The sequence below is a fragment of the Sphingobium sp. RS1 genome (genome assembly GCF_056156825.1).
The window spans coordinates 352,176-377,680 of sequence record NZ_JBLZXE010000002.1 but is presented as its reverse complement, the minus strand read 5'-3'; the positions used below and the strand labels follow the sequence as shown (position 1 = coordinate 377,680).

The 25,505-nt window shown below is 63.6% G+C and carries 23 protein-coding genes, 1 tRNA gene and 1 pseudogene; 10 read left to right on the top strand and 15 right to left on the bottom strand.

What is annotated here, in order from left to right:
• Positions 1–185 precede the first annotated feature (185 nt).
• Both ACNHGR_RS03470 and ACNHGR_RS03465 read left to right on the top strand, forming a co-directional pair.
• The gene (locus ACNHGR_RS03470) at positions 186–791 is read left to right on the top strand and encodes a sigma-70 family RNA polymerase sigma factor (protein ID WP_184264515.1); all 606 of its coding nucleotides are present in this window, start codon (positions 186–188) and stop codon (positions 789–791) included.
• Positions 709–1,731 carry a FecR domain-containing protein gene (locus ACNHGR_RS03465; RefSeq protein ID WP_184264513.1) on the top strand — a complete coding sequence of 341 codons (1,023 nt, stop codon included), beginning with the start codon at positions 709–711 and terminating at the stop codon, positions 1,729–1,731. Before ACNHGR_RS03470 ends, ACNHGR_RS03465 begins: the two co-directional genes overlap by 83 nt.
• Positions 1,732–1,737: 6 nt before the next feature.
• Here ACNHGR_RS03465 and ACNHGR_RS03460 read toward each other — a convergent pair whose 3' ends face one another.
• The 9 genes and pseudogenes from ACNHGR_RS03460 to ACNHGR_RS03420 all read right to left on the bottom strand — a co-directional run bounded on the left by ACNHGR_RS03460 (position 1,738) and on the right by ACNHGR_RS03420 (position 9,889).
• Entirely contained in the window at positions 1,738–3,480 is a 1,743-nt protein-coding gene (locus tag ACNHGR_RS03460) for an MFS transporter (RefSeq protein ID WP_475284131.1), read from the bottom strand.
• A 2-nt stretch (positions 3,481–3,482) separates the two neighbouring features.
• Positions 3,483–4,229, bottom strand: a complete 747-nt coding sequence (locus tag ACNHGR_RS03455) for an FkbM family methyltransferase (protein WP_475284130.1) — start codon at positions 4,227–4,229, stop codon at positions 3,483–3,485.
• The gene (locus ACNHGR_RS03450; RefSeq protein ID WP_475284129.1) at positions 4,226–5,371 is read right to left on the bottom strand and encodes a glycosyltransferase family 4 protein; all 1,146 of its coding nucleotides are present in this window, start codon (positions 5,369–5,371) and stop codon (positions 4,226–4,228) included. The genes ACNHGR_RS03455 and ACNHGR_RS03450 overlap by 4 nt, the downstream gene beginning before the upstream one ends.
• Positions 5,368–6,678, bottom strand: coding sequence for an MATE family efflux transporter (locus ACNHGR_RS03445; protein ID WP_475284128.1), 1,311 nt, complete (start codon positions 6,676–6,678; stop codon positions 5,368–5,370). The genes ACNHGR_RS03450 and ACNHGR_RS03445 overlap by 4 nt, the downstream gene beginning before the upstream one ends.
• Positions 6,675–7,427, bottom strand: a complete 753-nt coding sequence (locus tag ACNHGR_RS03440; protein ID WP_184264503.1) for a methyltransferase domain-containing protein — start codon at positions 7,425–7,427, stop codon at positions 6,675–6,677. Before ACNHGR_RS03440 ends, ACNHGR_RS03445 begins: the two co-directional genes overlap by 4 nt.
• 119 nt (positions 7,428–7,546) lie before the next feature.
• Positions 7,547–8,251: an NAD-dependent deacylase gene (locus ACNHGR_RS03435; protein WP_184264501.1), complete on the bottom strand. Its 705-nt coding sequence runs from the start codon at positions 8,249–8,251 to the stop codon at positions 7,547–7,549.
• Positions 8,245–9,192, bottom strand: coding sequence for a hypothetical protein (locus tag ACNHGR_RS03430; protein WP_475284127.1), 948 nt, complete (start codon positions 9,190–9,192; stop codon positions 8,245–8,247). The genes ACNHGR_RS03435 and ACNHGR_RS03430 overlap by 7 nt, the downstream gene beginning before the upstream one ends.
• Before the next feature lie 32 nt (positions 9,193–9,224).
• Positions 9,225–9,347, bottom strand: a pseudogene (locus ACNHGR_RS03425) (Sir2 family NAD-dependent protein deacetylase); the annotation flags it as partial.
• Between the two features lie 44 nt (positions 9,348–9,391).
• Positions 9,392–9,889, bottom strand: a complete 498-nt coding sequence (locus tag ACNHGR_RS03420) for a hypothetical protein (protein WP_475284126.1) — start codon at positions 9,887–9,889, stop codon at positions 9,392–9,394.
• On the opposite strand from ACNHGR_RS03420, the gene ACNHGR_RS03415 reads away from it, so the two are divergent.
• From ACNHGR_RS03415 to ACNHGR_RS03390, 6 genes are all read left to right on the top strand, one after another.
• A complete protein-coding gene (locus tag ACNHGR_RS03415; protein ID WP_475284125.1) occupies positions 9,888–11,024 on the top strand; it encodes a 2OG-Fe(II) oxygenase in 1,137 nt (378 codons plus the stop codon). The two genes, ACNHGR_RS03420 and ACNHGR_RS03415, sit on opposite strands and share 2 nt — an antisense overlap.
• 69 nt (positions 11,025–11,093) lie before the next feature.
• Positions 11,094–11,858 (top strand): 4-hydroxy-tetrahydrodipicolinate reductase, encoded by a 765-nt coding sequence (gene dapB, locus ACNHGR_RS03410; protein ID WP_475284124.1) that lies wholly within the window; start codon positions 11,094–11,096, stop codon positions 11,856–11,858.
• Positions 11,859–12,521 carry an endonuclease III gene (nth, locus tag ACNHGR_RS03405; RefSeq protein WP_184264491.1) on the top strand — a complete coding sequence of 221 codons (663 nt, stop codon included), beginning with the start codon at positions 11,859–11,861 and terminating at the stop codon, positions 12,519–12,521.
• A 103-nt stretch (positions 12,522–12,624) separates the two neighbouring features.
• Positions 12,625–13,011, top strand: coding sequence for a hypothetical protein (locus ACNHGR_RS03400; RefSeq protein WP_475284123.1), 387 nt, complete (start codon positions 12,625–12,627; stop codon positions 13,009–13,011).
• Positions 13,012–13,084: 73 nt separating this feature from the next.
• Positions 13,085–13,161: transfer RNA gene (locus tag ACNHGR_RS03395), tRNA-Arg, on the top strand.
• A 142-nt stretch (positions 13,162–13,303) separates the two neighbouring features.
• Complete coding sequence (locus tag ACNHGR_RS03390) at positions 13,304–13,642, top strand: YciI family protein (protein WP_475284122.1); 339 nt, start codon at positions 13,304–13,306, stop codon at positions 13,640–13,642.
• Here ACNHGR_RS03390 and ACNHGR_RS03385 read toward each other — a convergent pair.
• From ACNHGR_RS03385 to ACNHGR_RS03370, 4 genes are all read right to left on the bottom strand, one after another.
• Positions 13,639–14,133: a methylated-DNA--[protein]-cysteine S-methyltransferase gene (locus ACNHGR_RS03385; protein WP_475284121.1), complete on the bottom strand. Its 495-nt coding sequence runs from the start codon at positions 14,131–14,133 to the stop codon at positions 13,639–13,641. The two genes, ACNHGR_RS03390 and ACNHGR_RS03385, sit on opposite strands and share 4 nt — an antisense overlap.
• 89 nt (positions 14,134–14,222) lie before the next feature.
• Positions 14,223–15,641 carry an efflux transporter outer membrane subunit gene (locus ACNHGR_RS03380; protein ID WP_475284120.1) on the bottom strand — a complete coding sequence of 473 codons (1,419 nt, stop codon included), beginning with the start codon at positions 15,639–15,641 and terminating at the stop codon, positions 14,223–14,225.
• Positions 15,642–15,643: 2 nt separating this feature from the next.
• Positions 15,644–18,820, bottom strand: coding sequence for an efflux RND transporter permease subunit (locus tag ACNHGR_RS03375; RefSeq protein WP_475284119.1), 3,177 nt, complete (start codon positions 18,818–18,820; stop codon positions 15,644–15,646).
• A gap of 3 nt (positions 18,821–18,823) precedes the next feature.
• Positions 18,824–20,011: an efflux RND transporter periplasmic adaptor subunit gene (locus ACNHGR_RS03370; RefSeq protein ID WP_475284118.1), complete on the bottom strand. Its 1,188-nt coding sequence runs from the start codon at positions 20,009–20,011 to the stop codon at positions 18,824–18,826.
• 119 nt (positions 20,012–20,130) lie between these two features.
• On the opposite strand from ACNHGR_RS03370, the gene ACNHGR_RS03365 reads away from it, so the two are divergent.
• Positions 20,131–20,718: a TetR/AcrR family transcriptional regulator gene (locus ACNHGR_RS03365; RefSeq protein ID WP_475284117.1), complete on the top strand. Its 588-nt coding sequence runs from the start codon at positions 20,131–20,133 to the stop codon at positions 20,716–20,718.
• Here ACNHGR_RS03365 and ACNHGR_RS03360 read toward each other — a convergent pair whose 3' ends face one another.
• Positions 20,719–21,837, bottom strand: a complete 1,119-nt coding sequence (locus ACNHGR_RS03360; protein WP_475284116.1) for a glycosyltransferase family 4 protein — start codon at positions 21,835–21,837, stop codon at positions 20,719–20,721.
• A 367-nt stretch (positions 21,838–22,204) separates the two neighbouring features.
• On the opposite strand from ACNHGR_RS03360, the gene ACNHGR_RS03355 reads away from it, so the two are divergent.
• Positions 22,205–22,363, top strand: a complete 159-nt coding sequence (locus tag ACNHGR_RS03355; protein WP_475284115.1) for a hypothetical protein — start codon at positions 22,205–22,207, stop codon at positions 22,361–22,363.
• Between the two features lie 28 nt (positions 22,364–22,391).
• On the opposite strand, the gene ACNHGR_RS03350 is transcribed toward ACNHGR_RS03355, so the two are convergent.
• A complete protein-coding gene (locus tag ACNHGR_RS03350) occupies positions 22,392–25,283 on the bottom strand; it encodes a M16 family metallopeptidase (RefSeq protein ID WP_475284114.1) in 2,892 nt (963 codons plus the stop codon).
• Between the last annotated feature and the right edge of the window lie 222 nt (positions 25,284–25,505).

Sequence of the window (25,505 nt, the reverse complement as noted above, 5' to 3'; positions counted from 1 at the left end):
CAAGTGTGCGCCTGCCGCAACATATCCACAATTAATTTACCCGTGAAGGAACCATTTTGGTCGATTGCTCGAAAATGACCAATCGGTGTCTGGACAGGCCCCTGCATCCATGATTGAAATATGTCATCGAAAAGACAGAAAAGAAAATTCGGGAGAGGCGCGGCTGACAAAATAAGGGGGTCATCGTGCACAGGGTTCGCGCTAAGCTGGAATGGTTCAAGACGGTTATCCTGCCTCAGGAAGCCGCCCTTCGTGGCCGCCTCCGCCGCATCCTGCCGTCCACGCATGAACTGGAGGATATGGTCGCCGAGGTTCTGGCCCGCGCCTATGCCACAGAAAATTGGGAGAATGTGACGACGGGCCGGGCCTATCTGTTCACCATCGCCCGCAACCTGGTGATCGACACCGCGCGCCGTAACAAGGTGGTCAGTTTCGAAACCATCGCCGATCTGGAATTGCTGGGCGGCGAGAATAATATCGAAGCGCAACTCCATGCCCGCGAAGCGCTGCGCCAGGTAGAAACCATCGTCGAGTCGCTGCCCGCCCAATGCCGCCGCGTGTTCATTCTTCGCCGCATCCACGAAAAATCGATGCTGGAAATAGCGGAGGAAATGTCTCTGTCCGTTTCTACTGTTGAAAAACATCTGGCCAAAGCCATCGCGATAGTTATGCGGGCCTGGGCAGAACGTGAGGAAACGGACTTCGAGCGTGCAGGCGTCGGGACCAGGTTCGAACAACGCAGACAGGGACTCGATCGAGGCGGAAGCCGCGCGCCTGCTGGCCAGGCTTAACAGCGATCCCAGTCCCCAAGACGAATCCGACATTTGCGCCTGGGTCGAACGTGACCCGCGCCATGCCATCGCCTTTGCCCGCGCCGAAGCCGCGTGGGAGGCCGCCGAACGGCTGAAGAGTGCCGCTGCCGACATCACCCTGCCCCCGATGGCCGTGATCGTCAGCGAGGAACAGCAGCGCCGCCTGTCCCGCAACATCATGATTGCCGCCGCCGTTGCGCTAATCTTCTTCCTGGTTGCCGCCGTCGTTACCATCCGCACCTTCAGCGGAGTCGACCGATATCAGACCGCGATCGGCGAATTGCGCGACATCGCGCTGGACGACGGGTCTATCCTGCACATGAACAGCGACAGCGAAGCCGAGGTCCGCTTTACCAGCCACGGGCGCAAGGTGCGCATCATGAAAGGCGAAGCATCCTTTGACGTCGCCCATGATGAGGAACGGCCGTTCGATGTCGAGGCCCGATCGGCGGTGATCCGCGCGGTCGGCACTGCCTTCAACGTACGGCTGCGCCCGTCGATCGTTGAACTGACTGTCACCAAAGGCGTGGTGACGGTACGCTGCAGCGGCAACAGCTATGGGCAGAAGGTCGGCGCTGGCGGTGGCGCGGTGATCCAGCCGCGCAGCATTGCGCTTACCCATCTGGGCCCCAAGCTGGTCGACCAGCGCACCGCCTGGCGCGAACAGATGGTCGAACTGGACGGCGAGACGATCGAGCAGGCTGCGGCCGAATTCAACCGCTACCGCCCTACGCCCATCCTGATCGGTGATTCCCGCGTGTCCGCCCTGCGCATCGGTGGACGCTTCCGCATCAATGACAGCCGGGAGTTCCTGTCCGCGCTGCAAATCAGCCTGCCCATCCGCGCCGTTCAGGGCGAGGACGGATCGGTCATGCTGCTCTATCGCGACGACGAACCGGCAGCCTTCGCCACCAACTGAGCCGGTTCACATCGCGTTGTCGGCGGCATTGAAGGCGTCCTCGAAGCTTTCGGGCAAGGGCGGCTGGACCGGCCGGTCGCAGCCTTCCTCCTTCATATGGGCGCGCAGGGCATCCATGCGGCCCAGGTTCCAGCGCGCGAGCGGAACGCCGAGCGGGCGGAATTCGGCCCGGTCGAACAGTTCCACCACATAGGATTTGCAAAGCTCGTCCACCTGATCGAGCGACAACATGCCAAGGTTCATCACCATCGGCTTGCCCGGCACGCCATTGCGGCCACGCACCAGATCGGTGACGTAGAGGCCGCCGCGCGGATCGACCAGCACCACGTCCGCCTCGCTCGAGTCGATCAGCCGGTGGCTGGCGGCATAGGGCGCGACGAAGGCGTGGGTGCGCCAGACCAGATAGGCGCTGGCCATGGCGGTGATGGCGAGCCCCAGCATCAGCGGGCGCATCGCACCCTGCGGCCGGAAGCGCGCCCAGCCAAGACCCGCGAGCAGGCAGAAGGGGCCGATGAAACCATGGGCGTAGCGGAAGCCCCAGCCATAGCCCTGCGCCAGCGCGAGCAGGCAGCCGGCGAGACAGCCCAGCGCCAGCGGCAGCGCGATTTCCTGTCCCCGGATCATCCGGCGCCAGCGCATGCCGGCGATGCCGAGGATAGCGAGCGGGACCATGAGGATATTGTTCCAGGCGACATAGCGAGTGAGGTTCACCAGCGGTTGCCAGCGATCGCCGAGCCGTTCGAACAGACTGCCCACTTTGTCCGCTACGCCAGCCGAGGGGCGCACGTCCATCGGCGCGCCCAGCGCGTGCATCAGGAAGCCGGGCCAGATTTTCGCCCAGATGATGACGATCGCGACCAGCGTGAGCGCGTGGAAAACCGCCACTGTCCAGCGGCGCGCCAGCAGCATCCACAGGATGAAGGGCGCGATGAAGATGGGCGGAAAATGCCATTGATGCAGGCCGGCCGCGATGAGGGCGACCACGCCGGCGCTGAGATGACCGACCAGACCGCCGCGCAGGACCAGAGCCAGCCAGACCATGTTGAGCGCGAAATGGCCGGTCATGGCATAAGGGGTCATGGCCGTGACCCAGAGCTGGCTGGACGAGAAGCCCAGCAATATCGTTACCCAGACCGCGTCCGGGCGATCGGGCATCAGGTGCAGCGCCACCCGCCACAGCGCGAACAGGCCCGCCATCAGCAGCACCGGACCGGCCAGATTGGGATCGCCCAACTGCCAGAACAGCGCCTGAATGGCACTGTTCACCGGCAGATAGGCGGCCGTCCAGTAATCCGCCGCGCCGAAGGGCGAGAAAAATTCGGGCATGATCGCCCGGCGATAGGGTTCCCATTCCATCGGGATCGGCCGGGCGAACAGCCCTTCGCGCATATAGGCGGCGGCGAAGCGGGCGACTTCCTCGTCCCGGCTAATGGAATAATCCTGGAACAGGGCATAATGGCCGGCCCATGCCGCCATTCCGAGCAGAATGATGAGTGGCACGACGATGCGTGCGGTCGGCCGGGGCAGCGCGAAGCCCTTCCCCTCCGCCCAGGGCGCGGCCAGCGCGAGCAGCAGCAGCGATCCCAGCAGCGCAGGGAAATCCTGATCCAGCAGCAGGATGACAGCCAGACTGACGCCCTGCCGATAGGTGACATGCCAGAGGAAGGTCGCGCCCAGCCACAGCGCCAGTCCGATCGCGCCTGCGAGGAACAGGCGACGCGCGCTGACGGACCCGGCCTGGTCGCCCATGGTCAAGACTTAACCAGGGCCCGGTTGACGAAGATGCCGTCCATTTCGACCAGCAGCGGGAAATGCCCCTTGTTGTTCGCGAAGAAAGCCGAGGGCACGAAGCCGCGCGCGTCCAGCCAGTCGATCATCGCGCGATAACCGGTGCCGCCTTCATAGATGGGGCGGACGCCGAGTTCGGTCTGGACGCCGAGCATGTCGGTCAGGACCGCGCCAGCACCTTCGCAGACGGAAAGGTCATGGCCTTGCGTGTCCATTTTGAGGAAGGGACGCGCAAAGCCATGCTGCGCGACCAGTTCGGGCAGCAGCGTGTCGAGCCGACGGCATTGCATCTCCACCGTCTTCGTCACCTTGTTGCGATCGGCAAAGATGGCGTCTTGCTCACCCGAGGGCTTTTTGAGCGAGCTGAACTGGTCGGCCGCCATGATGTTGAAACTGGCGGTACCGTCGAAATCGGACAGGGCCATGTTGAACACATGCCAGTGGCGATCGGCCGCGGCGGCCTTGTGCAACTGCGCAAACACGTCCGGGTTGGGTTCGAAGGAGAGGATCAGCCCTTTATAGCTCGCATCCTTGCGTAGCATGGTCGCATATTGGCCGCGATTGGCGCCGACATCGAACAGGCAGTCGACCGCGAAGGCTGACAGGAAGCGCTTGAGCGCCTGAATTTCGGGATATTGATGGACGCGGCCGGCCAGCGCGAGGCGCAGGGCGAGCTTGCGGTCGGCGAGTTCGCGCAGATAGCGGTTCATGCGCGTGCGGCCATTACGGTTTCATAAATGCCGATGGTCGCCACCGCCATATCCTTCCAACTTCCCATTGCCTGTCCATAGGCGCGAGCCTGCGCCCCATGGCTCTGCCTGATGGCCGCGCTTTCGATCAGCGGCAAGAGGGCTTGGGTCAGCGCGGACGCATTTCCCGCCCGTGCCCTGACCGCGACGCCGTCCGGCAACTGGCCGAACATGCCGGCATCGGACGTAACCATCGCCTTGCCATGGTGGAGCGCGGACAGGAAGGCGCCGCTCGAATCGATATGGCGGTAGGGGAAGACGATCATGTCGGCACGGGCCATATGCGCGTCGAGCCGGGGTTCGGTCAGGAAGCCGAAGTCGGTGATGAGGCGGTCGGCAAAGCCCGCCTGCGCCACCGCATCGGTTAGCGGAGCGACATCCATGAAGGGTTTGCCGGCAAGAACCAGTTCGAAGGCATGGCCGGCGTGCCAGAGCTGGAGGCAGGCGTCGATCAGGATGTCCACGCCCTTATAGGGGCGGATGGTGCCGAAGAAGAGCAGGCGCGGGACTGTCGGCACCGGGATGGCGGCGAGGTCGACGGGGCTGGCCAGGGCGAGGCGCATCGGCGGGTGCGGGGTTACATGGATGCGGGCAGGATCGACGCCCTGCCCCGTCAACGCCGCGCGGGTGGTGTCGCCATGGACGACCAGCGCATCGAACATGTCGAGCAGCGCGCGATAACCGCGCCCCTGCAAGCCGGAATCGGCATGATAGGCGTCGGCATTATGGACAGTGTGGACCAGCGTCGTGCGGCCCTTCAGCCGCTTCAGCATCAGGCCGTCGGCGGGCGCGAGCGGGAGCCACTGGACATGGACCACATCGGCCTGCGTCAGTTCGCCAAGGTTGCCCAGCGCGCAGGTCAGGCCATATTCCGCCGCCTTGGCGAGGCGGAAGGCGCGCCCCTCCCCCAATCGCGTGCGCAGTGCTTCGCTGCGGCGAAAATAATGGGCGCGATAGCTATAGTTTTGCGGCAGGATCGCGTCGGTATCGCGCATCGGGCGGCCAAGCAGGGTGACGTCCGCCCCCTCCCCCGCCAGCGCCGCGCAGAGACTGTCGTCATAACGCCCGGTGAAGAGCGAGGGATCGACCATCGCGACCTTCATGCCCGCACCAGCCGGCGCAGCGAGAGAAGATGCAGCATGGCCACGCCAAGCAGCGTCAGCGCGTAGAGCGCGAGGAAGGCGAGGTCGAAGCGGTCCGGCCAGAGCAGCAAGGCGAGCGGCGCGCTGGCCAGCGATCCCGCGAGAAAGGGCAGCGAACGGGCGAGCAATTCGCCGAAACGACCCAGCGCCGCCTGCACATAGACGGAAACGCACAGCAAGGTCAGCGCCGCCAGCGCCAGGATGATGAGGAGAATGTCGGCGCGGTCGATCGCGGCACGACCGTCGAACAGGAGCGCGAACAGCCGGTCGCCGGCCAAAAGCAGCACGGCGGACAGGCCGACGGCGAACAGCATGGCGGCCATCAGCGCGCGGCCAAGTAACTGGCGCAGACGGACCGTGTCGCCGGCGTGAAAAGCGCGGGTGATGCGGGGCAAGGCCGCCTCCACCGTGGCGCGGACCAGCATCGACAAGGCGCGCGACATCTTGAAGAAGAAGTCGAAGACCAGCATCGGCCGCGCGTCACTGGTGGCGAGCGCTATCGTGAAATAGGGCGCATTATAGGCGATGATATCGGAGACGGTGAACGCCGCCGATGCACCGATGTCGCGCAGATAATGGGTGCGCACATGGCCTCCGCCGACACGGAAAGCGAACCAGTGGCGCCGCGTCATGGCAAGGCGCCGATGGACATGGCCGATAGCATAGCCGATCACCATGATGCTGACCGCCAGTTGCAGCGCGACCGACAGGCGCGGGTCGAGGCCCGCCAGCATCGCCAGCAGCAGGCCGATCGTTACCACCCGGCGCGCGCAATCCAGCCCTTCCCACAGGAAATTGCCGTCGACCGCCGCCAGCGCGCGCTTCGCCAGCAGAGCCGGCAGGTTGAGGCAGGCGGACAGGAAGAAGAGCAGGAAGAGCAAGGGCATGCCGGTCGAAAGCCAGCCGCCCGCCAGCGCGACCAGCAGCATCGCCGTGGCGCCGACGACCAGCAGGCCGAGGAAGAGGAAGAGCACGCCCATTTCCTCCAGCCGGAAGCCGCCATCATCGGGTGCCTCAGCGCCATCGCCGCGCGCCAGCCAATGCCGTCGCAACCGCGCATAGATGATGCTGGTCAGGCCGAATTCCGCCGAGATGGTGAAATTGCCGAAGGCGACGAGCAGCAGGAAGGCCTGGAACTCCGCGATCGGCAGCACCCGCACGAACACGAAGGTGACGGCGAAGCCCCAGATCAGCACCAGTCCGACATTGGCTAGTTTTACCAGAGCCAGGAAGCGGGCCGAGCCTTCCAGCCGCGCAAGGCGGCTCACCGTGCGATGTCTCCGCCCGGCTTGCGCGCGCGGAACAGCCGGTCGTCGAGGGCGTGGAAATGGCGGGTCGCGACGTCGATCGATCCGGCATCAATCTCTTCCAGATCGAAGCCGGCGGCGCGGATGCGATCGGCGAAATCGAGGCCATATTGGCGGACATGATCCCACTGGCCGAAACGGCGCTCGCGCTCGCGCGGGGGGATGTCGAAGCTGCCATCCTCGGTCGGCTTGTCCCACAATGGCACGATCAGCCAGGCTTCGCCGCCCGGCTTGAGCGCGCGATGGATGTTGCGCAGCACGGCCATGTCGTCGGGCACATGTTCCATCACATGACTGGCGTAGAACAGGTCGTAGCGGTTGCTGTCCGCCAGTTCCATCAGGTCGACGCGATGCATGTGCGGCACCGTGTAGCGCGCGGGATCGAGATCCGCCGGGACATAATCGGCGGCGGCGGAGAAACGCTTCACCAGACTGCCCTCATTGGGCGCCATGTGCAGGATCGCGCCGGCGGTCGGCACGGTCAGTTGCCCCTGCTGGATCAGCCAGTTCATCAACCGTTCGCGCGGCGAGGCACCACAGTCCGGGCATCCCCATTCGCCGTTGTCGCCATAGCGGAAGAAACCGACGACGGCGCCGCCACAGGCCGGGCAGCTGCGCGTCGGACGCGCACCCAGGGCCTTGCGCAGCTTCAGCGCCGTCTTGGTCAGATGCTTGCCGGCGGCCTTGGCCACCCGCTGAACAGTAATCACTGGTTGCTCCGCGCAGGGATGTTGAAAGGCCGCGCTATACTATAAGCGCCGGGCATTGCGAGAGGGTTTTGGGCGAGAGGCTTTCGGGCGAGAGGCTTTCGGGCGAGAGACGTTCTGGATCAGGCCAGCAACCCGCGCACGAGATCCGGCACAAGCTGGCTGGCCGGGCCAAGCCGCGTCTCATCGAAATAGAGGCTGCCGGCGGACGGATCGAGATTGAGCTCCAGCGTATAGGCGCCGACATGGCGGGCGGTCTGGACGAAGCCGGCGGCCGGATAGACCGCGCCCGACGTGCCGATCGACACGAACAGATCGGCATCGCGCACGGCATCGTCGATACGATCCATTTCATAGGGCATTTCGCCGAAAAAGACGATATCGGGGCGCAGGCGCGGCTTTCCGCAGCCGGTGCAGGCGCTGCCGGGCGGAAGGGCATCCGCCCATGCCACGGCCTTACCGCAGGCAGCGCAAAGGGCGGATTTCAATTCGCCATGCATGTGGATCAGCCGCTTCGCCCCGGACCGTTCATGCAGGTCATCGACATTCTGCGTGACGATCAGCAGATCGCCGGGCCAGGCCGCATCGAGCGCGGCCAGCGCCTGATGCGCGGCATTGGGCTGCACTTCGGCCAGTTTCGCGCGCCGCTCGTCATAGAAACGATGCACCAGCGCCTCGTCGCGCGCCAGGGCTTCAGGGGTGCAGACATCCTCCACCCGATGCCCTTCCCACAGGCCATCCGGCCCGCGAAAGGTGGCGAGGCCGGATTCGGCGGAAATGCCTGCACCCGTGAGGATGACAATGTTTCGGATATCCTGCTTCACCATGCCCGCCACTCGTCCATTTCATCAACAAGCGCCTTCTGCCGCGCGCAGTGCGCCATCTCTTCCAGCACTGCACAGATGTCTTCGCGCTCCTCGGTTTCGATCACGCCACCGGCTTTTTCATCGGCTTCATTGAACCAGAAGACGGTTGTTTTGAGGATCGTTCGGACATCCGCCCTTTTGGGTTTGGGGCCAAGTTCCCTGAGGGCCGCGCACGCATCGCGGATCGTTGCACGTGCGGCAGTAGTAAAATCTTTCGATGGAAATGGCGGCGATGGTGACCAGCGTTCAAAGGGCGTTTCCGATTGAAGCTGGTCCCATGTCAGCTTGCTCAATCTTGTGCGATATCGCTCTTCCTGTGCAACTCGCGCCGCGGCGTTCTTCGCTTCCTTTTTCTCAATTTCGATGATGAAGGCGTCACGATCGTTGGCCCAGCGCCACTCACCCTCAGCCGTGTGATTTGCTGCATGCAAAGTAGAAAATCTTGATCCCACAGCAAGGGTCGCGATTTCGCGCGCGAACTGCTGCTCCCGATAGGACACGGTTTGCATCCCTACAAAGCTGAATTCATCCAGATCGCCTTCCCGCTTCCACCAGTCATGGAGCACGCCGAAGACAGCAGGCCTTCCCGCATGGGTGAAGCGATGCTCATTGATTATGGACGAACCTTGAATGGCAGTCAGACCTGGCGGGGTAACCCAGATACCGTCCAGAACCGCCACAGCGACATGCTTATCATCAACACCCACGATCTTGATCGCGGCATATCGATTGGTAACCTGCGGCGAGAATTCTGAAACCGGGCGGGTTCGGAAGGAATAGATTTGTCCGCCTGCCGGTTCGTTCGGAAAAGGAGCAAGTCCAGCGCCGCTGGCAGGCACGGCCTGATTCTCTATCATGTCGTTTTGGCTACCTTTGAAAAGCCCCATCAGAAAACCCTTCACGCCACTTCGGTAGGCGGAAGAAGACCAGCGAAGCATTGTTCCTTCACCCGATGCCCTTCCCACAGGCCATCCGGCCCGCGAAAGGTGGCGAGGCCGGATTCGGCGGAAATGCCTGCACCCGTGAGGATGACAATGTTTCGGATATTTTCATGCATGGGGCCGTCCTGACTATGTGCCAATCGCGAATTGTCCAAGGCGTTCAGTCGACGCAAAGGAACAGGCTGTCGATCTTGCCGCGACGCACTTCCGCGAAGCAGCCGAACGTCAAATTGGATGCTTCGCATTGACCGGCCACCGGTGTGCCGAGGGAAGGCGGTCGATCACCGTCCCAGTCCTGCACCAGGCAGCGCCCTTCGCAGTCCTTGCTATCGCGACAGCTTTTCCCGGCGTCCGACGTAGGGACTTCGCAAGCAGGATGCCCGAGCAGGCCCACTTTCCTGATCGTACCGCCCGCCGCCGTACATAGATCGGCCGGCGGGACCGGCAATGTCGAAACGGCAGGTTCCCGTGGTTCACAGCCCCATAACAACAGCATGGCGGCAAGCACTGAAAGACGGGTTCGACTATCCATGGGCATGGGATGCGCAATTTCGCGGACGATCGCAATCGAAGCCTGCCTTCCATCCTTGACGATCCGCGCCGCGCAGGAAAGATTATGTCGGCCAGCAGGCGCAAAGCGGAGAGAAAGGACGGTCATGCTCTATCCCGGCGATCCGGTTCCGCGCTTCCACGTCCGGGGCCTTACCAATCCGCGCTATGCATTCGGCAGCGCGGCCGGCCGCTATGTCGTGGTCACATTCATCGGCAGTTCGACCACGCCCGGCGCCATGACCTTCTATCGCCGGATGCGCGAGACGGTCGGGCCGTTCGATGACGTCTTCGCCTGCGCCTTCATCGTCACCAACGATCCGCGCGATGAAGCGAATGCTCCTATGGAGGAACGCTATCCGGGATTGCGCATCTTCCTGGATCAGGATCGGGCGATGGCGAAGCTGTTCGGTTGTGTGCGGCAGGACGGGAAAGGCGGTGAGGCCATCGTCGTGACAAGCTGGATACTGGACCCCGGCCTGCGGGTGATCCGTATCCTGGCCGTTACCGATCTGGAGCAGCATCATGCCGAACTATGCGCAGTGCTGGCAGACTTATCCCCGCCGCGCGCAGATGAGGAAGGCTGGGCGCCGGTATTGAAGGTACCGGGTATTTTCGAGCCTGCCCTGTGCCGCGACCTGATCGCCTATGCAGATCGGCAGGGTCTGGAGGAAAGCGGGTTCATGAGCACCGATCCGGCGTCGGGCCATACCGTGCTGGAGGTGGATCACCGCCACAAGCGGCGCAGCGATTGCAGCATCGACGAGCCGAAACTGCGCGACGCGGTGCAGGGCCGCATCTACCGCCGGCTGGTGCCGCAGGTGGAGCGCGCCTTCCAGTTCCGGGCGACGCGCATGGAGCGCTATCTGATATCCTGCTATGATGCGGGTTCGGGCGGTTATTTCCGGCCGCATACCGACAATAGCACGCTGGGCACGGCGCATCGCCGCTTTGCCGTGTCGATCGGCCTGAACGCGGAGGCATATGAAGGCGGCGACCTGCGCTTTCCCGAGTTCGGCATGCGCACCTATCGCCCTGACACGGGCGGGGCGATCGTCTTTTCCTGCTCGCTGCTGCATGAGGCGCTACCGGTGACGAAGGGGCGGCGGTTCGTCGTCCTGCCCTTCCTTTATGACGAGGCGGCGGCGCAGGTGCGGCTGGACAATGCCGAGCACCTGAGCGACCCGCAACTGCGCGATCATGTGTTGCGGTCGGTGGGCAAGCCGATGACGCAGGAAAGCTGACGAGCGGGATGACAAAGCTGCGCCGCTCTGGCATCGGCCGCGTCCAGACTGACATGAGATGAGGCGGACATGACGACGATCGGCATTTTCGGGGCTGCGGGCCGGATGGGACGCGCGATCGCGCAGGTTGCGGCGGACACCGGATTGGGGCTGGCGGGTGGCACCGATCGCGACCCGAGCGGCGAGATTGCGCCGGGCATCGCCATGACCGCTGATCCGCTGGCGCTGGCGGAAGCGAGCGAGGTGCTGATCGACTTTTCCGTGCCGGGGGCGCTGTCTGCGCATCTGGACGCCTGTATTGCGGCCAAGAAGCCGATCGTGATCGGCACCACCGGGCTGGAGCCGGTGCATCATGCCCTGATCGACGAAGCCGCGGTGCATATTCCGGTGCTCCAGACCGGCAATACCTCGCTGGGCATCAACCTGCTGGCGGCGCTGGTGGAGAAGGCGGCTGCGGGTCTGGGCGATGACTGGGACATCGAGATTGTCGAAATGCATCACCGGCACAAGGTCGATGCGCCGTCGGGCACCGCGCTGATGCTGGGCGAAGCGGCAGCGCGCGGGCGGCATATCCCTCTGGCCGAGCATAGCGATCGCGGGCGTGACGGCATCACCGGCGCGCGCACGCCGGGCGATATCGGCTTCGTCGCGCTGCGGGGCGGATCGGTGGCGGGCGACCATCAGGTGATCTTCGCCACTGAAGGCGAGCGGATCGAGATCGGCCATCGCGCCGAGAACCGCACGATCTTCGCGCGCGGGGCGGTGAAGGCGGCGCGCTGGCTGGTCGGGCAGCCGGCCGGGCGCTACGACATGAAGGGCGTATTGGGCCTGTAAATGAACAAGGCGCAGATCTTCGATTTCTTCAGCCGCCTGGCCGAGGCCAATCCCGCTCCGGTGACGGAGCTGGAATATGGCAATCCCTATCAGTTGCTGGTCGCGGTCACCCTGTCCGCGCAGGCGACCGATGTGGGCGTGAACAAGGCGACGCGCGCGCTGTTCCGCGAAGTGACGACGCCGCAGCAGATGGTCGACCTGGGCGAGGAGGGATTGAAGCAGCACATCAAGACGATCGGGCTGTTCAATACCAAGGCCAAGAATGTCATCGGCCTGTCTGAGATTTTGGTGCGCGATTATGGCGGCGAGGTGCCGGAAGATCGAGACACGCTGACCACCCTGCCCGGCGTCGGGCGCAAGACCGCCAATGTGGTGGTGAACACCGCCTTCGGGCAGGAGACGTTCGCGGTCGACACACATATCTTTCGCGTCGGCAATCGCACCGGCCTGGCGCCGGGAAAGACGGTGCTGGCGGTGGAGGAGAAGCTGGAGAAGCGGGTGCCCGGCCCGTTCCGGCGCGACGCGCATCACTGGCTGATCCTGCATGGCCGCTATGTCTGCAAGGCGCGCAAGCCCGAATGCTGGCGCTGCATCGTCAGCGACCTGTGCCGGTTCAAGCCCAAGACGCCGGCGCCGAAGCTTGTGGCGGCCAAGGCCGCCTGAACAAGCCCGACGGCATTTTCACGCCGTTCATGACAAATGGGTTAGGGATGACGGATCGCGTCGCATCACGCCGTCGATTCGGCGTGATATGAGGAGAGAAGCCATGTCCGTCCGTTCCGCCAAATTTGCCCTATGTGCCGCGCTGGCCGGCATAGCCCTGCCCGCCCTGGCCAAGGAAACGCCCGACCCCTATGTGCCCACCAACGCCGCGGCGATAGATTGCGTCCAGATCCAGTCGATCCGGTCCACCACTGTGCGCGACGACCGCACCATCGACTTCATCATGAACGGCCGGAAAATCTATCGCAACACCCTGCCTAACAGTTGCCCCAGCCTGGGCTTCGAGAAGCGCTTTTCCTATCGCACCAGCCTGTCCCAGCTCTGTTCGGTCGATATCATCACCGTACTGTGGAATGTCGGTCCTGGATTGCAGCCGGGCGCCAGTTGCGGCCTGGGCAAGTTTCAGCCGATGGAGAAAGCGGCAAAATAAGATGGGTTGAGGTGATTTTGACGCTGGCGCAGCGTGAAGGACTTTGCTACCCGCGCCTCCTGACCAGCGTCACGCACCCATAGCTCAGCTGGATAGAGCGTTGCCCTCCGAAGGCAAAGGCCAGTGGTTCGAATCCACTTGGGTGCGCCATTTTTGTTTTTGATCCTCGCATAAAGCTCGGGCGGCCGTTCGGCCTTGCGAACCCTGACGGGTTCTATGTCGTCCTTTCCGCTGGGCATATCCTCATCGAGCCTGCTTGCTGGTGGCCGATCTTCGATGCATCATCGAAGCCATGACCAAATATCTGATTTCCTTCCCCAGCGAAGCCATGATCGTTTCCGATGAGGATCTGCCGGCTGTTGCGGATGCGGCCCATGCGGTGATCGCGGAGGCCAAGGCGGCGGGCGTTTATATCTTTGGCGGCGGGATTGCGGAGGATGTCGATCCGGTGCTGGTTGCCGACGACGGGTCCGTGTCGCGCGAGATTTATCCAGGCAGTGATCTCAAAGGCGGCTTCACCGTGCTCGACCTGCCGACGCGCGAGGAAGCTGTGGAATGGGCACGCAAGATCGCCATCGCCTGTCGCTGCGCGCAGGAATTACGGGAATTCATGTACGATCCGGCGGTTTAGAGCAGCCGTCCATGGCTTTGCTCGAAATCGAGCAGCCAGCGCTTTACCTCGACGCCACCGGCAAAGCCGGTCAGCGCGCCGTTGGTGCCGACGACGCGGTGGCAGGGCGCGATGATCGAGATGGGGTTGCGGCCGTTGGCGGCGCCGACCGCGCGGCTGGCGGTGGGGTGGCCGATGGCGCGGGCGATATCGCCATAGCTGCGCGTTTCGCCGAAGGGGATCGTGCAGAGCGCCGCCCAGACCTGTTTCTGGAAATCCGTGCCGCGAAAATCGAGAGGCACGGTGAATATCTGCAAATTCCCCGCGAAATAAGCGGATAGTTGCGCCGCAGTCTGCGCCAATATCGGGTGATCGGCGCGTCTTTCCCGTTCGGTCAGGCGGACGCGGGCAGGATCGTCATCCTCCCACAGGATCGCCACCAGCCCCATGTCGCTGGCGACCAGAGTCAGCGCACCGACCGGCGACGGGAAAAGGGTTTCGACGAGGGCCATACAAAAAACTCCGCTACCTGCCCCATGGCCGATAGCGGAGATTGTTGGCCGAGGCTTCCCCCGGCTTGCTTTCAAAGTCGGCGCGCGGCTTATTTCAGGCCGCCACCCATCGCGCGGTAGAGTTCGACCATGTTGGTCGCGCGGGTCAGACGCGTGGCGACAAGGCTTTGTTCGGCGCTGTAGAGCGAGCGCTGGGAATCCAGCGTCGTCAGGAAGCTGTCCACGCCGGCGCGGAAGCGGGCTTCCGACAGGGTGTAGGCAACGCGGGCGCTGTCCCGCTGCGAGGTCTGCGCTTCGATCTGCTGCGTCATCGTGCCACGACGGGCGAGCGCATCGGCGACTTCGCGGAAGCCGGTCTGCACGCTCTTTTCATAGGTGGCGAGCATCGCGTCATAGGTCGCCTTCGCATAGCGAAGATTGCCCTTGTTCCGCCCGAAGTCGAAGATCGGCAGGGTCGCGGTCGGCGCCACCGACCAGGTGTCGCTGCCCGATTTGAACAGGTTGGACAGGCCGAGGCTGACCGTGCCGAGAGCGGCCGTCAGCGAAATGGTCGGGAAGAAGGCCGCCCGTGCCGCACCGATATTGGCATTGGCAGCGCGCAGATTATGTTCGGCCGACGCGATGTCAGGCCGACGCAGCAGCACGTCGGACGAAATATCCGCCGGCAGATTGTCGAGCGTCGCGTCCTTCTGCGCCAGCGCTTCGGGCAGGTCGGCGGCCGGGACGGTGGTGCCGGCCAGCAGGTTGAGCGCATTCTGGTCCTGCGCCACCAGCGTGGTGGCCGCCGCAATGTCCGACCGGGCGCTGTCATAGCTGGTCTGCGCCTGACGCACTTCCAGTTCGGACGCGATGCCCTTGGCAAAGCGGGCCTTGTTCAGTTCCAGCGTCTTGCCGAACGCCTGTTCCAGATCGCGGGCGATGCGCAACCGCTCCTGATCCGCCGCCATGGTGAGCCATGCGCTAGCGGTTTCCGCGATCAGGGCGGTCTGCGCCGCGTTGCGGGTTTCGACACTGGCGAAATATTGCTCCTGCGCCGCCCTGGTCAGGTTGCGCACCCGCCCGAACAGGTCGATTTCCCAGGCGGAAATGCCCAGTTGCGCCTGATAGACGTCGGTGTTGAGCCGCTGGCTCTGGCCGAACTGGACGAGCGGCTGTTCCGAATAGGTCGCCGTACCGGTGCCCGCCACGGTGGGGAGCAGGTCGGCGCGCTGCACCTTATACTGCGCCCGTGCCTGTTCTACATTGGCGAGTGCGATGCGCAGGTCGCGATTATTGGCGAGCGCGGTTTCGATGACGCGGGCAAGGCGGTCGTCGGTAAAGAAATCGCGCCATGCCGTGTCGGCCGGGACGATCGCCGCCCCTGCCCCGCCATTGGCGGCATAGGCATCACCCTGGGGCGTGCCGGCCGGAACGGGAAGTTCCGGCCGCACATATTTTGGTGCCATGTCGCAGGCGGCCAGCGCCAGCGAAAGGGTGATGGCGCCCAGCGCTTTGATGTTGCGCTTCATCTTCAAGCCTCCTGCGGCGCGTGCGGGGTTTCCGTATCGCCTGCCGCCTCTTCATGGTTCTTATGTTCGCGGAACAGCCGCTTCACGACGGTGAAGAAGACGGGGACGAAGAAGACCGCCAGCACCGTCGCCGACAACATGCCGCCGACAACCGCCCAGCCGATCGCATTCTGACCGCCTGCCCCTGCGCCGGTCGATACCGCCAGCGGCAGCACGCCGAAGATGAAGGCGAAGCTGGTCATCAGGATCGGCCGCAAACGCAGCTTGCCCGCTTCCAGTGCCGCCTTGGCCGGCGACAGGCCTTCGCGCATCTTCTCCTCGGCAAATTCCACGATCAGGATCGCGTTCTTTGCCGACACGCCGATGGTCGTGATGAGGCCGACCTGAAGATAGATGTCGTTGTTAAGGCCCGCCACGGTCGCGGCGATGACCGCACCCAACACGCCCAGCGGCACCACCAGCATGACCGCGATCGGCACCGACCAGCTTTCATACAGCGCGGCAAGGCACAGGAAGACGATCAGCATCGAGAGCGCATAGACATAGGAGGACTGGCCGCCCGATGTCTGCTCTTCATAGGAAATGCCGTTCCAGCTGAAGCCGACGCCGGCCGGCAGCTTGGCCGCATATTCCTCCATCGCCTTCATCGCGGTGCCGCTAGACACGCCCGGTGCGGGCGCACCCTGGATGTTCATCGACGGTACGCCGTTGAACCGTTCCAGACGGGCAGGCCCCTGTATCCACTCCGTCGTGGAGAAGGCGGACAGCGGCGCCATGGTGCCGGTGCTGCCACGGACATGATAGGCGCCGATCGCTTCGGGCGTCGTGCGGAACGGCGCTTCCGCCTGCACATAGACGCGCTTCACACGATCGCGGTCGATAAAGTCGTTGACATAGGCACCACCCAGATTGGTGCTGATCGTGTCGTTGACGTCGGACTGGGCGATGCCGAGGGCACCTGCCGCCGCCTGATCGACGTTCAGCTTCAACTGTGGCGTATCTTCCAGACCATTGGGACGAACCTGTGCCAGCCGTTTATCGGCCATCGCCATGCCAAGCAGCTGGTTGCGGGCCGCCAGCAGCTTTTCATGCCCAAGGTTGGCCTGATCGAGCAACTGGAAATCGAAACCGGAGGCATTGCCCAATTCCTGCACCGCCGGCGGCACGAAGGCGAAGGCCATGCCCGAACGGATCTTCTGGAACGCCATATTGGCGCGCAGGGCGATGGCGGGAACATGATTGTCCTTGCCCTTGCGATGTTCCCAATCCTTCATGCGGACGAAGACGATGCCGACATTCTGGCCCTGACCCACGAAACCGAAGCCGGCGACGGTAAAGACGGCGGACACATTGGCCTTTTCATCGACCAGATAATGATCGCGCATCTTGGCCAGGGTACGTTCGGTTTCCTCCATGGTGGTCCCTGCGGGCAGCGACACCTGATTGATGATCATGCCCTGATCTTCATCGGGCAGGAAGCCGCTGGGCAGGCGCAGAAAGACGAAGGCCATGCCGACCACGATCAGGCCATAGACCAGCATGGTCCGGCCCCAGCGATGCTCGACCTTTTCGACGCCGCGACCATAGCGCACCACGCCCTTGTCGAAGGTGCGGTTGAACCAGTCGAAGAAGCGGCCGAAGATCGAACCGATCGGACCATTCCAGCTATGACCGTGCGAGGCGGGTTTAAGGATGGTCGCGCAAAGCGCCGGGGTGAGGACAAGAGCCACCAGCACCGACAGGACCATCGAGGAGACGATGGTGATCGAGAACTGGCGGAAGATGACGCCCGTGGACCCGCCGAAGAAGGCCATGGGCAGGAACACCGCCGACAGGACAAGGCCGATGCCGATCAGCGCCCCGCTGATTTCGTCCATCGACTTGCGGGCGGCTTCGCGGGGGCTGAGCCCTTCATCCTGGATGAGACGTTCGACATTTTCGACGACGACGATCGCATCGTCGACCAGCAGGCCGATCGCCAGCACCATGCCGAACAGGGTAAGCGTGTTGATGGTGAAGCCCGCGATGCTGAGGATCGCAAGCGAACCCAGCAGCACCACCGGCACCGCGATGGTCGGGATCAGCGTGGCGCGCCAGTTCTGGAGGAACAGGAACATCACGACGAAGACCAGCAGCACGGCTTCGAACAGGGTATGGATGACCTGTTCCACCGACAGCTTGACGAAGGTCGAGTTGTCGACCGGGAAGTCATATTTCACCCAGCTGGGGAAATTCTTCGACAATTGGTCGACCCGGTCCTTCACGGCCTGCACGGTGTCAAGCGCATTGGCGCCGGGCGCCAGCTTGACGCCGAAGCCCGAGGCCGGATGACCATTGAACTTCACGCCGAAGCCATAGGTTTCTGCGCCCAGTTCGACCTTGGCGACATCCGACATCAGCACGACCGAGCCGTCGCTGTTGCTGCGCAGGCGGATGTTGCGGAATTCTTCCGGCGTGCGCAGGCGCGACTGGGCGGTCACGGTGGCGTTGAGTGCCTGCCCCTTGGGCGAGGGCGACCCACCGATCTGGCCGGCCGACACCTGCGCGTTCTGCGCCGTGATCGCCGATTTGACGTCACCCGTGGTGACACCCAATGTGGCCATCTTGTACGGGTCGAGCCAGATGCGCATCGCATATTGCGACCCGAACAGCTGGGTATCGCCGACGCCGGTAACCCGGCTCAGCGGGTCTTGCAGGCTGGATGCGATGAAGTCGCTCGCATCTTCCTGATCGTGGATGCCGTCATCGGAATAGACGGCCATGATGAGGAGGAAGCTGGATGTCGACTTGCCGACGCGCAGGCCCTGCTGCTGCACTTCCTGCGGCAACAACGGCGTTGCCTGCGACAGCTTGTTCTGGACCTGAACCTGCGCAATGTCGGGGTCCGTACCCTGTTCAAAGGTCAGGGTGATGTTCAGGTTGCCCGACCCGTCGCTGGTGGACGAGAAATAGCGCAGATTGTCGATGCCCTTGAGCTGCTGCTCGATGATCTGCGTCGTCGTGCTTTCAAGCGTCTGGGCGTTGGCGCCGGGATAGCTGGTCTGGATCGTCACGGCCGGCGGCGCGATTTCCGGGAACTGCGCAACCGGGAGCGACCGGAGCGCAAGCAGGCCGGCCAGCATGATGACGATGGCGATGACCCATGCAAAGATGGGCCTGTCGATAAAATAGCGGGCCATGGCTTAGTGCGCCTCGCCCTGCTTGCCGGCCGGTGCCGCGCCCTGAGCGGTCGCACCCTCCGCCGCCGTAACCTGCTGCGGAGCGCCGGGCTTCACCACGGTGCCGGGGCGCAGATTGACCAATCCCTCGACGATCAGCTTGTCACCGGGCTTGAGGCCAGCGGTAACAATCCACTTGTCGCCGATCGCGCGATCGACCGTGACCTGGCGCATTTCGGTCTTATTGTCCTTGCCCACGACCATGGCAGTGGCGCGACCACGCGCGTCGCGGCTGATGCCCTGCTGCGGCGCCAGGATTGCCTGGGTCCGTTCGCCCTCGATCAACTTGGCCCGGACATACATGCCGGGCAGCAACAGACCGTCGGGGTTGGGGAAGGTCGCGCGCAGGGTCACCGCGCCCGAGGTCGGGTCGACCGTGACTTCGGAAAATTGCAGGCGGCCCTCGATCGGGTAGACGCTGCCATTGGGCAGGATCAACTGAATGCGGGCACCCTGGGCTTCGCTGATGCCGCCCTTCTTCATCGCCTGCTTGAGGTCGATGATCTGGGCCGCCGATTGCGAGACGTCGACATAGACGCTGTCGGTGCGCTGAATGGTGGTCAGCGCATCGGCCTGCCCCGCCTGCACAAGGGCACCGGGTGTGAAGAGCGAACGGCTGATACGTCCGGAAATGGGTGCGCGGATGCGGGTGAAATTCTGGTTTACCTGTGCCGCCTGAAGCGCGCCACGCTGCGCTGCAACATTAGCGCGTGCCTGCTGCGCCGCAGCATCTGCATTGTCATATTCCTGCTTCGACACCGCGTTGATGGCGACCAGTTCCTTGTAGCGCTGCGCCTGCAACCCGGTCGAGCGGATCGCCGCCTGCGCATTGGCCAGCGAACCCTGGGCCTGTGCCAGAGCCGCACGATAGGGAGCATCATCGATCTCGTAGAGAAGCTGGCCTGCGCTGACATAACCACCTTCCTGGAACAGACGGCGCCGGATGACGCCGCTGATCTGGGGCCGAACCTCTGCCGTTTCGAAAGCGACGATACGCCCGGGCAGTTCGTTCAACAAAGGCGCCGACTCGGTCTTGAGCGTGACGACGCCAACGGCGGGCGGCGGCGGCGCAGGCGGCTGCTGCTTCCCGCACGCGCTCAGCGCCAAGGCCGACGCACACGCCAGCAATCCGATGATTGTCCCCTTTTGCATCGCTTGAATATCCATTTTTTAGGGATCGAAGACTTGGAATGAACGTTCATTCCGCTTGCCCGGCAGGTACGATCATGGCAATGCGATTTCAAGAGGCAAAAAACGCCGAAAGGGTAAAGATGGTTGCAGTGCAGCAGGAGAAAAATGGTCGGACACGCATTTTGGCGGCCGCCCGCACACTTTTCGACAGCCATGGCTTCCATCAAACGTCCATGGCGGAGCTTGCGTCAGCGGCCCAGGTCTCGGTTGGACAGATTTACCGCCTGTTCAAGAGCAAGGAAGATATCATCGAAGCCCTGGTGCATGATGATGCCGATCAGTGGTGCGGCGAACTGGGCGCCTTGCAGACCCGGTTGGGCTCCGGCGAACTGACCGTCGAGGAGACATTCGAACAGTTGTTGCTCCAGACGATCGACGAGAAGGACGAGGCCCTGGCCTTCGACATATTGGCCGAAAGTTTCCGCAATAGCGAAGTGGCCGACACGGTGGGCGCGATGTGCCAGCGTTTTCGGGTCTACCTTCGCGATTTTGCCTGCGCGGCCAATGACAAGCTATCGGGTGAGGCGCTGGATGCGGCGGAGGAAATGCTGCTCGCCTGCCTGTTCGGCCTTGGCCATCGTAGTATTTCACGCCCCCGCCTGTCCGCGCCCGCCGCCGCAGCACGGACGGCGCAGATGATCGTGGCCGCACTGCGCGGCGTGCAATAATCAGCCTATGCGCCGGTAGACGTCAACGGTTTCGCGCGCGCAGCGGTCCCAGCTATATCCGCCCGCCACCGCCAGACCCGCTTCACGGGCCTGCGCACGCCATGGCGCGTCGGTCAGCGCCTGTTCCAGATGGCGGGCGAAACCGTCCACGTCTTCGGGCTGCACCAGCATCGCCGCACCGCCGGTCACTTCGGGCAGGCAGGATGCATCGGACACGATGGTCGGGATGCCGCTGGCCATCGCTTCCACCGGTGGCAGGCCGAACCCTTCATAGACCGACGGATAGACGAACAGAGCCGCGCCGGCGTAGAGGAGCGGCAGGTCTTCGTCAGGGACGAACCCCAGATAACGGACCCAGCCCTGCCGCGCGCCCTTTTCCATGAGGTCGCGGACGGAATCGCTGAGCCACCCTGCCCCGCCGGTGACCATCAACGGCCATCGGGCGCGGATGGCGGGCGGCAAGGCTTCCCAGGCCCGCAGCAATTCCGTGATGCGCTTGCGCGGTTCCACGGTCGAAACACAGAGCGCATAGCCCTGGTAACCAAGATCATAGCGCGCCAGCGTGGTCGCGATGTCATCGGCGGCGCGGGGATGGAAGGCCGTGCTGGCGGCAAGCGGCACTGCCGTCACCCGCGAAAGATCCAGCGACAGGAAATCCGCAACTTCGGCCCGCGTGGTTTCACTGTCGGTGATGAAGTGAGCGGCCCGCTCTACCGACAGGCGGAAATAGCGCTCAAACTGCTGCAACCGCGCCTCCGGATGGGTTTCGGGATAGCGAAAGACAGACAGGTCATGGATGGTGATGACCCCGCCCTCACCCGCGGCGGGCAGGAAATAATTGGGGCCGTGGAACAGATGCGAGCGCATGACGCTGGCCTGTTGCAGGTCGCGCAGCCAACCGGTCCGCTTACGGATCATGCGATGCAGTTTGTGGCGGCGCTTGCGCGGTACCGGTTCGCTGAGCAGGCTGACGGGATCATCGACCCACTCGCCATTGCGATAGAAACGTAAGGCATCGACCGACTGACCGATGCGCTGTGACAATTCCCAGCTATAGCGGCCGATGCCGGACAGGCGCGGTTCGAGGGCCTCCACCGAGAGAATGACGCGCAGGCTCATGCGGCATGTTCCCGCGGCGCAACAAGGGCATATGCCGATATCATGGCCCGGCCGACCGGAAGGATCATCGCGTCGCTATTCCCTGCAATTTGAGACGGAACCGCCTTGTAACAATGCGGTAGCGGGCATGGCGACCGATAGGCAAGCGCAAATCCGCGCCAGAGCGCGCTGCGTCAAATCCGACGCAGCGCGCTCTAAGTTTTTGTTGTCACATCGTTTTAAGCGCAAAACCGGTTCCCACTTTTGCGCACGATGCTCTAGCCGTCCCATCGTGGAACCGGCTCCGTCCATCGTGATAGCTGCTGCATCGCCGCAACTTCTGAAAGGCGGACGGATTTACCCCGAAGAAGTTTTCGGGAGGCATTTCATGCAGATAGAAGCAGCTTTCGACCGCGCCTATTTCGAAGCGCGCATGGAGAGGAACCGCCAGCTCGCCGCGCAGTCCAACAATCCTACGATCCGCGACCTGCATCTGGAATATGTCCGCCTCTACGAACAATTGATGGAAGCGCCGCAGCCCGCCTGACGCGCAGGGGCGGCGCTTCCCCTCATTATCAACGCGCCGCCACCCCTTCGGGCAAGACCACGGCCGACCAGCTCTTACCCGGCACCAGATATTTGGCGGCCAGCGCCTGCAATTGGGCCGGCGTGACGCTCAGCATATCCTGCGACATATTCTTCATCGCTTCGACATAGCGAGCATCGTGGGTCGCACCCTCCATCTGGTTCATCCAGAAGGCGTTACCCGTGCTGGCCCGCATCAATAGCTGACGCATGGGCGCTACCGCCCGTTGCAGTTCATCCTCGCTGACCGGCGTCTTCGCCAGATCGGCAGCCGTGTCCTTCACCACCCCATAGAAATAGGCGATCCGGTCAGGACGAACCTGGCTGGTGACGAGGATATAGCCGCCGCTTTCATAGGAGAAGGGCCAGTTGTTCTGGACGCTGGGCGAATAGGCCGCGCCTTCGGTCGAGCGCAGCTTGTCGAACAGGCGATCGTTGAAAATCTGGGTGAGGATTTCAAGCTGGCGCCCTTCCTTTTGCAGGTCGAAGCCGCCGGCAGTCGGCCAGGCCATGACTGCCGCCGCCTGTTCCTTGTCGCCCTTGTGCCGCAGGATGACCGGGGTTTCGACATGGGCGGGGAAGCGCATCGCTTTGTTTGCGGCCGGCACCGGCGCGTCGGCTCGCGCAGGCAGAGCGCCAAAGGTGGCAGCGACAGCCTGGATCGCTTCGTCCGCCTTCACCTGACCGAATATCTGCACCTCGATCGGCCCGGAGGCCAGGATCGGTTCCCAGGTGGCACGGAACGCCTGCGGGGTCAGCCCGTCAATCTCGGCACGCGACGGGGTGCGGAAACGGACATCCTTGTCATGCAGCAGCCAGTTGAGATCACGCCCCAGCACGGCGTCCGGCGATCGTGACATAGCGTCATAGGCCACCGCCGCGCCGGTCTTCACCCGAGCGAGCGGCGCCGGGTCCCATCCGGGTTCCGCCAGCTTGGCCGCAAACAGGCGCAACTGATCCCTATAGTCTGCCGGGCGCGTCACCACCTGCATTTCGAAGGCATCGTCGTCCGTGTTGAAATCCATGCCCATGCGACGGCCGTTGGTCAGGTCATCCAGTTCGCGCTGGCCAAGCTTGCCGATGCCGCTGGCAACCAGCGCATAGTCCGCCGCCCAACTGGGCACCGGTTTCGTCGGCGAGAAAGCCTGCTGGCCATGGCCGAAGCGGACGTTGACCCGAACTTTCTCGGTTTCCGCGTCATTGGCGAACAGGGTCAGCTTGACGCCGTTGGAGAAGGTGATGCTTTCCATCCCCTGCAAGGCGACCGGCGTGCGCGACACGACCGTGCCGGGCGGCCCGAATTTGGGCAGGTCGTCCATCGTGACGACCTTGTCCGCCAGCCGTGCATTGGTCGCGGCCTTGACTGGTGCGGCGACCGCTGCGGCCAGCTTTGCGTCAAGGCCGGGCTGGACCTTGCCCGTGACCAGCAGGGCGCGGAACACACCGGCGGAGAAGAGGCGACGGGTGGAATCGAGGATCTTGTCGGGCGTCATGGCAGGTTTGCCCGCGCGGAAGATGTCGACGGCGGCCTGTGGGCTGACCGTCGTTTCGCGGATATCGACAGCATTGACGAGGTCGGTAGCCTGCTTGGCGCCCGGCTCCGTATCCGCATTTTCCACCTGGATGGCGAGCGCCGTATCCATCTGCGCATATTCGCGATCGATTTCGGCCTGGCTGGGCGGCGCCGCTTTGGCATCCTCCACCACGGCGCGGACGTCGGCCAGCGCCTTCTCCCAATTGTCGCCGGTCGGGATGATCGTCATGAAAGTGCCGTCTACCGAGCGGCTGACATCCTGCTGCTCGACCCCGGCCTGAAGGAAGCTGCCGCCACCACGCGCCGCCTGCTCCAGCCGGCGGCTGATGATCTGTAGCGCCAGCATGTCGGTCAGCTTGTCCTGATTATAGACGATCGTGTCGGCATGGGCGGTCCATGGACGGAGCCAGGCGAGCGTGAGTCCGAGCGGCACGCCCGGCTCCACCACCACGCGCGTGGCCGGGCGCTTGGGGTCCGGCGCGCCGAAGTCCGGCAGGGACGCGCCCTTGCCGGGCACGGTCCAACTGCCGAAATAATCCTTGATAAGCTGTTCCGCCTGCGCCGGATCGATATCGCCGGCGATCGAGATGACCGCATTTTCGGGGCGATACCAGCGCTGGTGGAATGCCTCCACCTTGGCGGCGGTTGCGGCGGTCAGGGTGGCCACGGTGCCGATCGGCGCATGATCGGCCAGCGGCTGACCAGCGAAGAAATGGAGCCGGCTGGCGTCGGAAAGGCGCATTTGCGGCCCGTCGCTCTCACGCCGTTCCGCCAGCACCACCGCGCGTTCGGCATCCACGGCACTGTCCACGATGTTGGGATCGGTCATCATGCCGGCGATGATCTTCATGCTTTCGCCGAGGCTGGCGGGCGTGGCCTGCGGCAGATCGAGCGCATAGGTGGTGCCGGTCGGCGTCGTGGCCGCATTGCTGTCACTGCCGAAGGTGACGCCAAGACGTTGCCAGATACGCTTTGATTCCCCGTCCGGCACATGGCGTGAACCGCGCATCGAAAGATGTTCGATGAAATGGGCGTAGCCCAGTTCCTCGGGCCGCTCCATCAACGAACCGGCGTCGATCCGCAGCCGCATCGACACCTGTCCCGGCGGCACGCCATTGCGCCGGATGGCGTAGCGGAGGCCATTGGACAGCGTCCCGAAGCGCCAGGCCGGATCGATCGGCACATCGCTATTTTCATACAGCCATGGCCGAACCTGCGCCTGCCCGGTGGGCGCGCCTTGCGTGGCGGTAGCAGGATCATTGTCGGTGCGGGCCGCCAGCGGCGCGCCCGACAGAAGCAGGGCAAGGACAGAGAGCGAAGCGGCCGAACGGCGGGGGAAAAAGCGCATAGGCAAGGGAGCCTAACGGCATTTTCCTGAATGACCACTGACAAAGCGGTCATATTCGGGTTCGGACTATTGCGGCATTTCACATCCGTTCGGACTGAACCTGTCGAAGCCCCGTCCTTTTTGTAACGCCGAGCAGAAAGAATGGCCCTTCGACAGGCTCAGCGCGGACGGTTTTGAGCTTGATCCGTCAGCATCCCAAACAGAAGAAGGGGGAGGCCATTA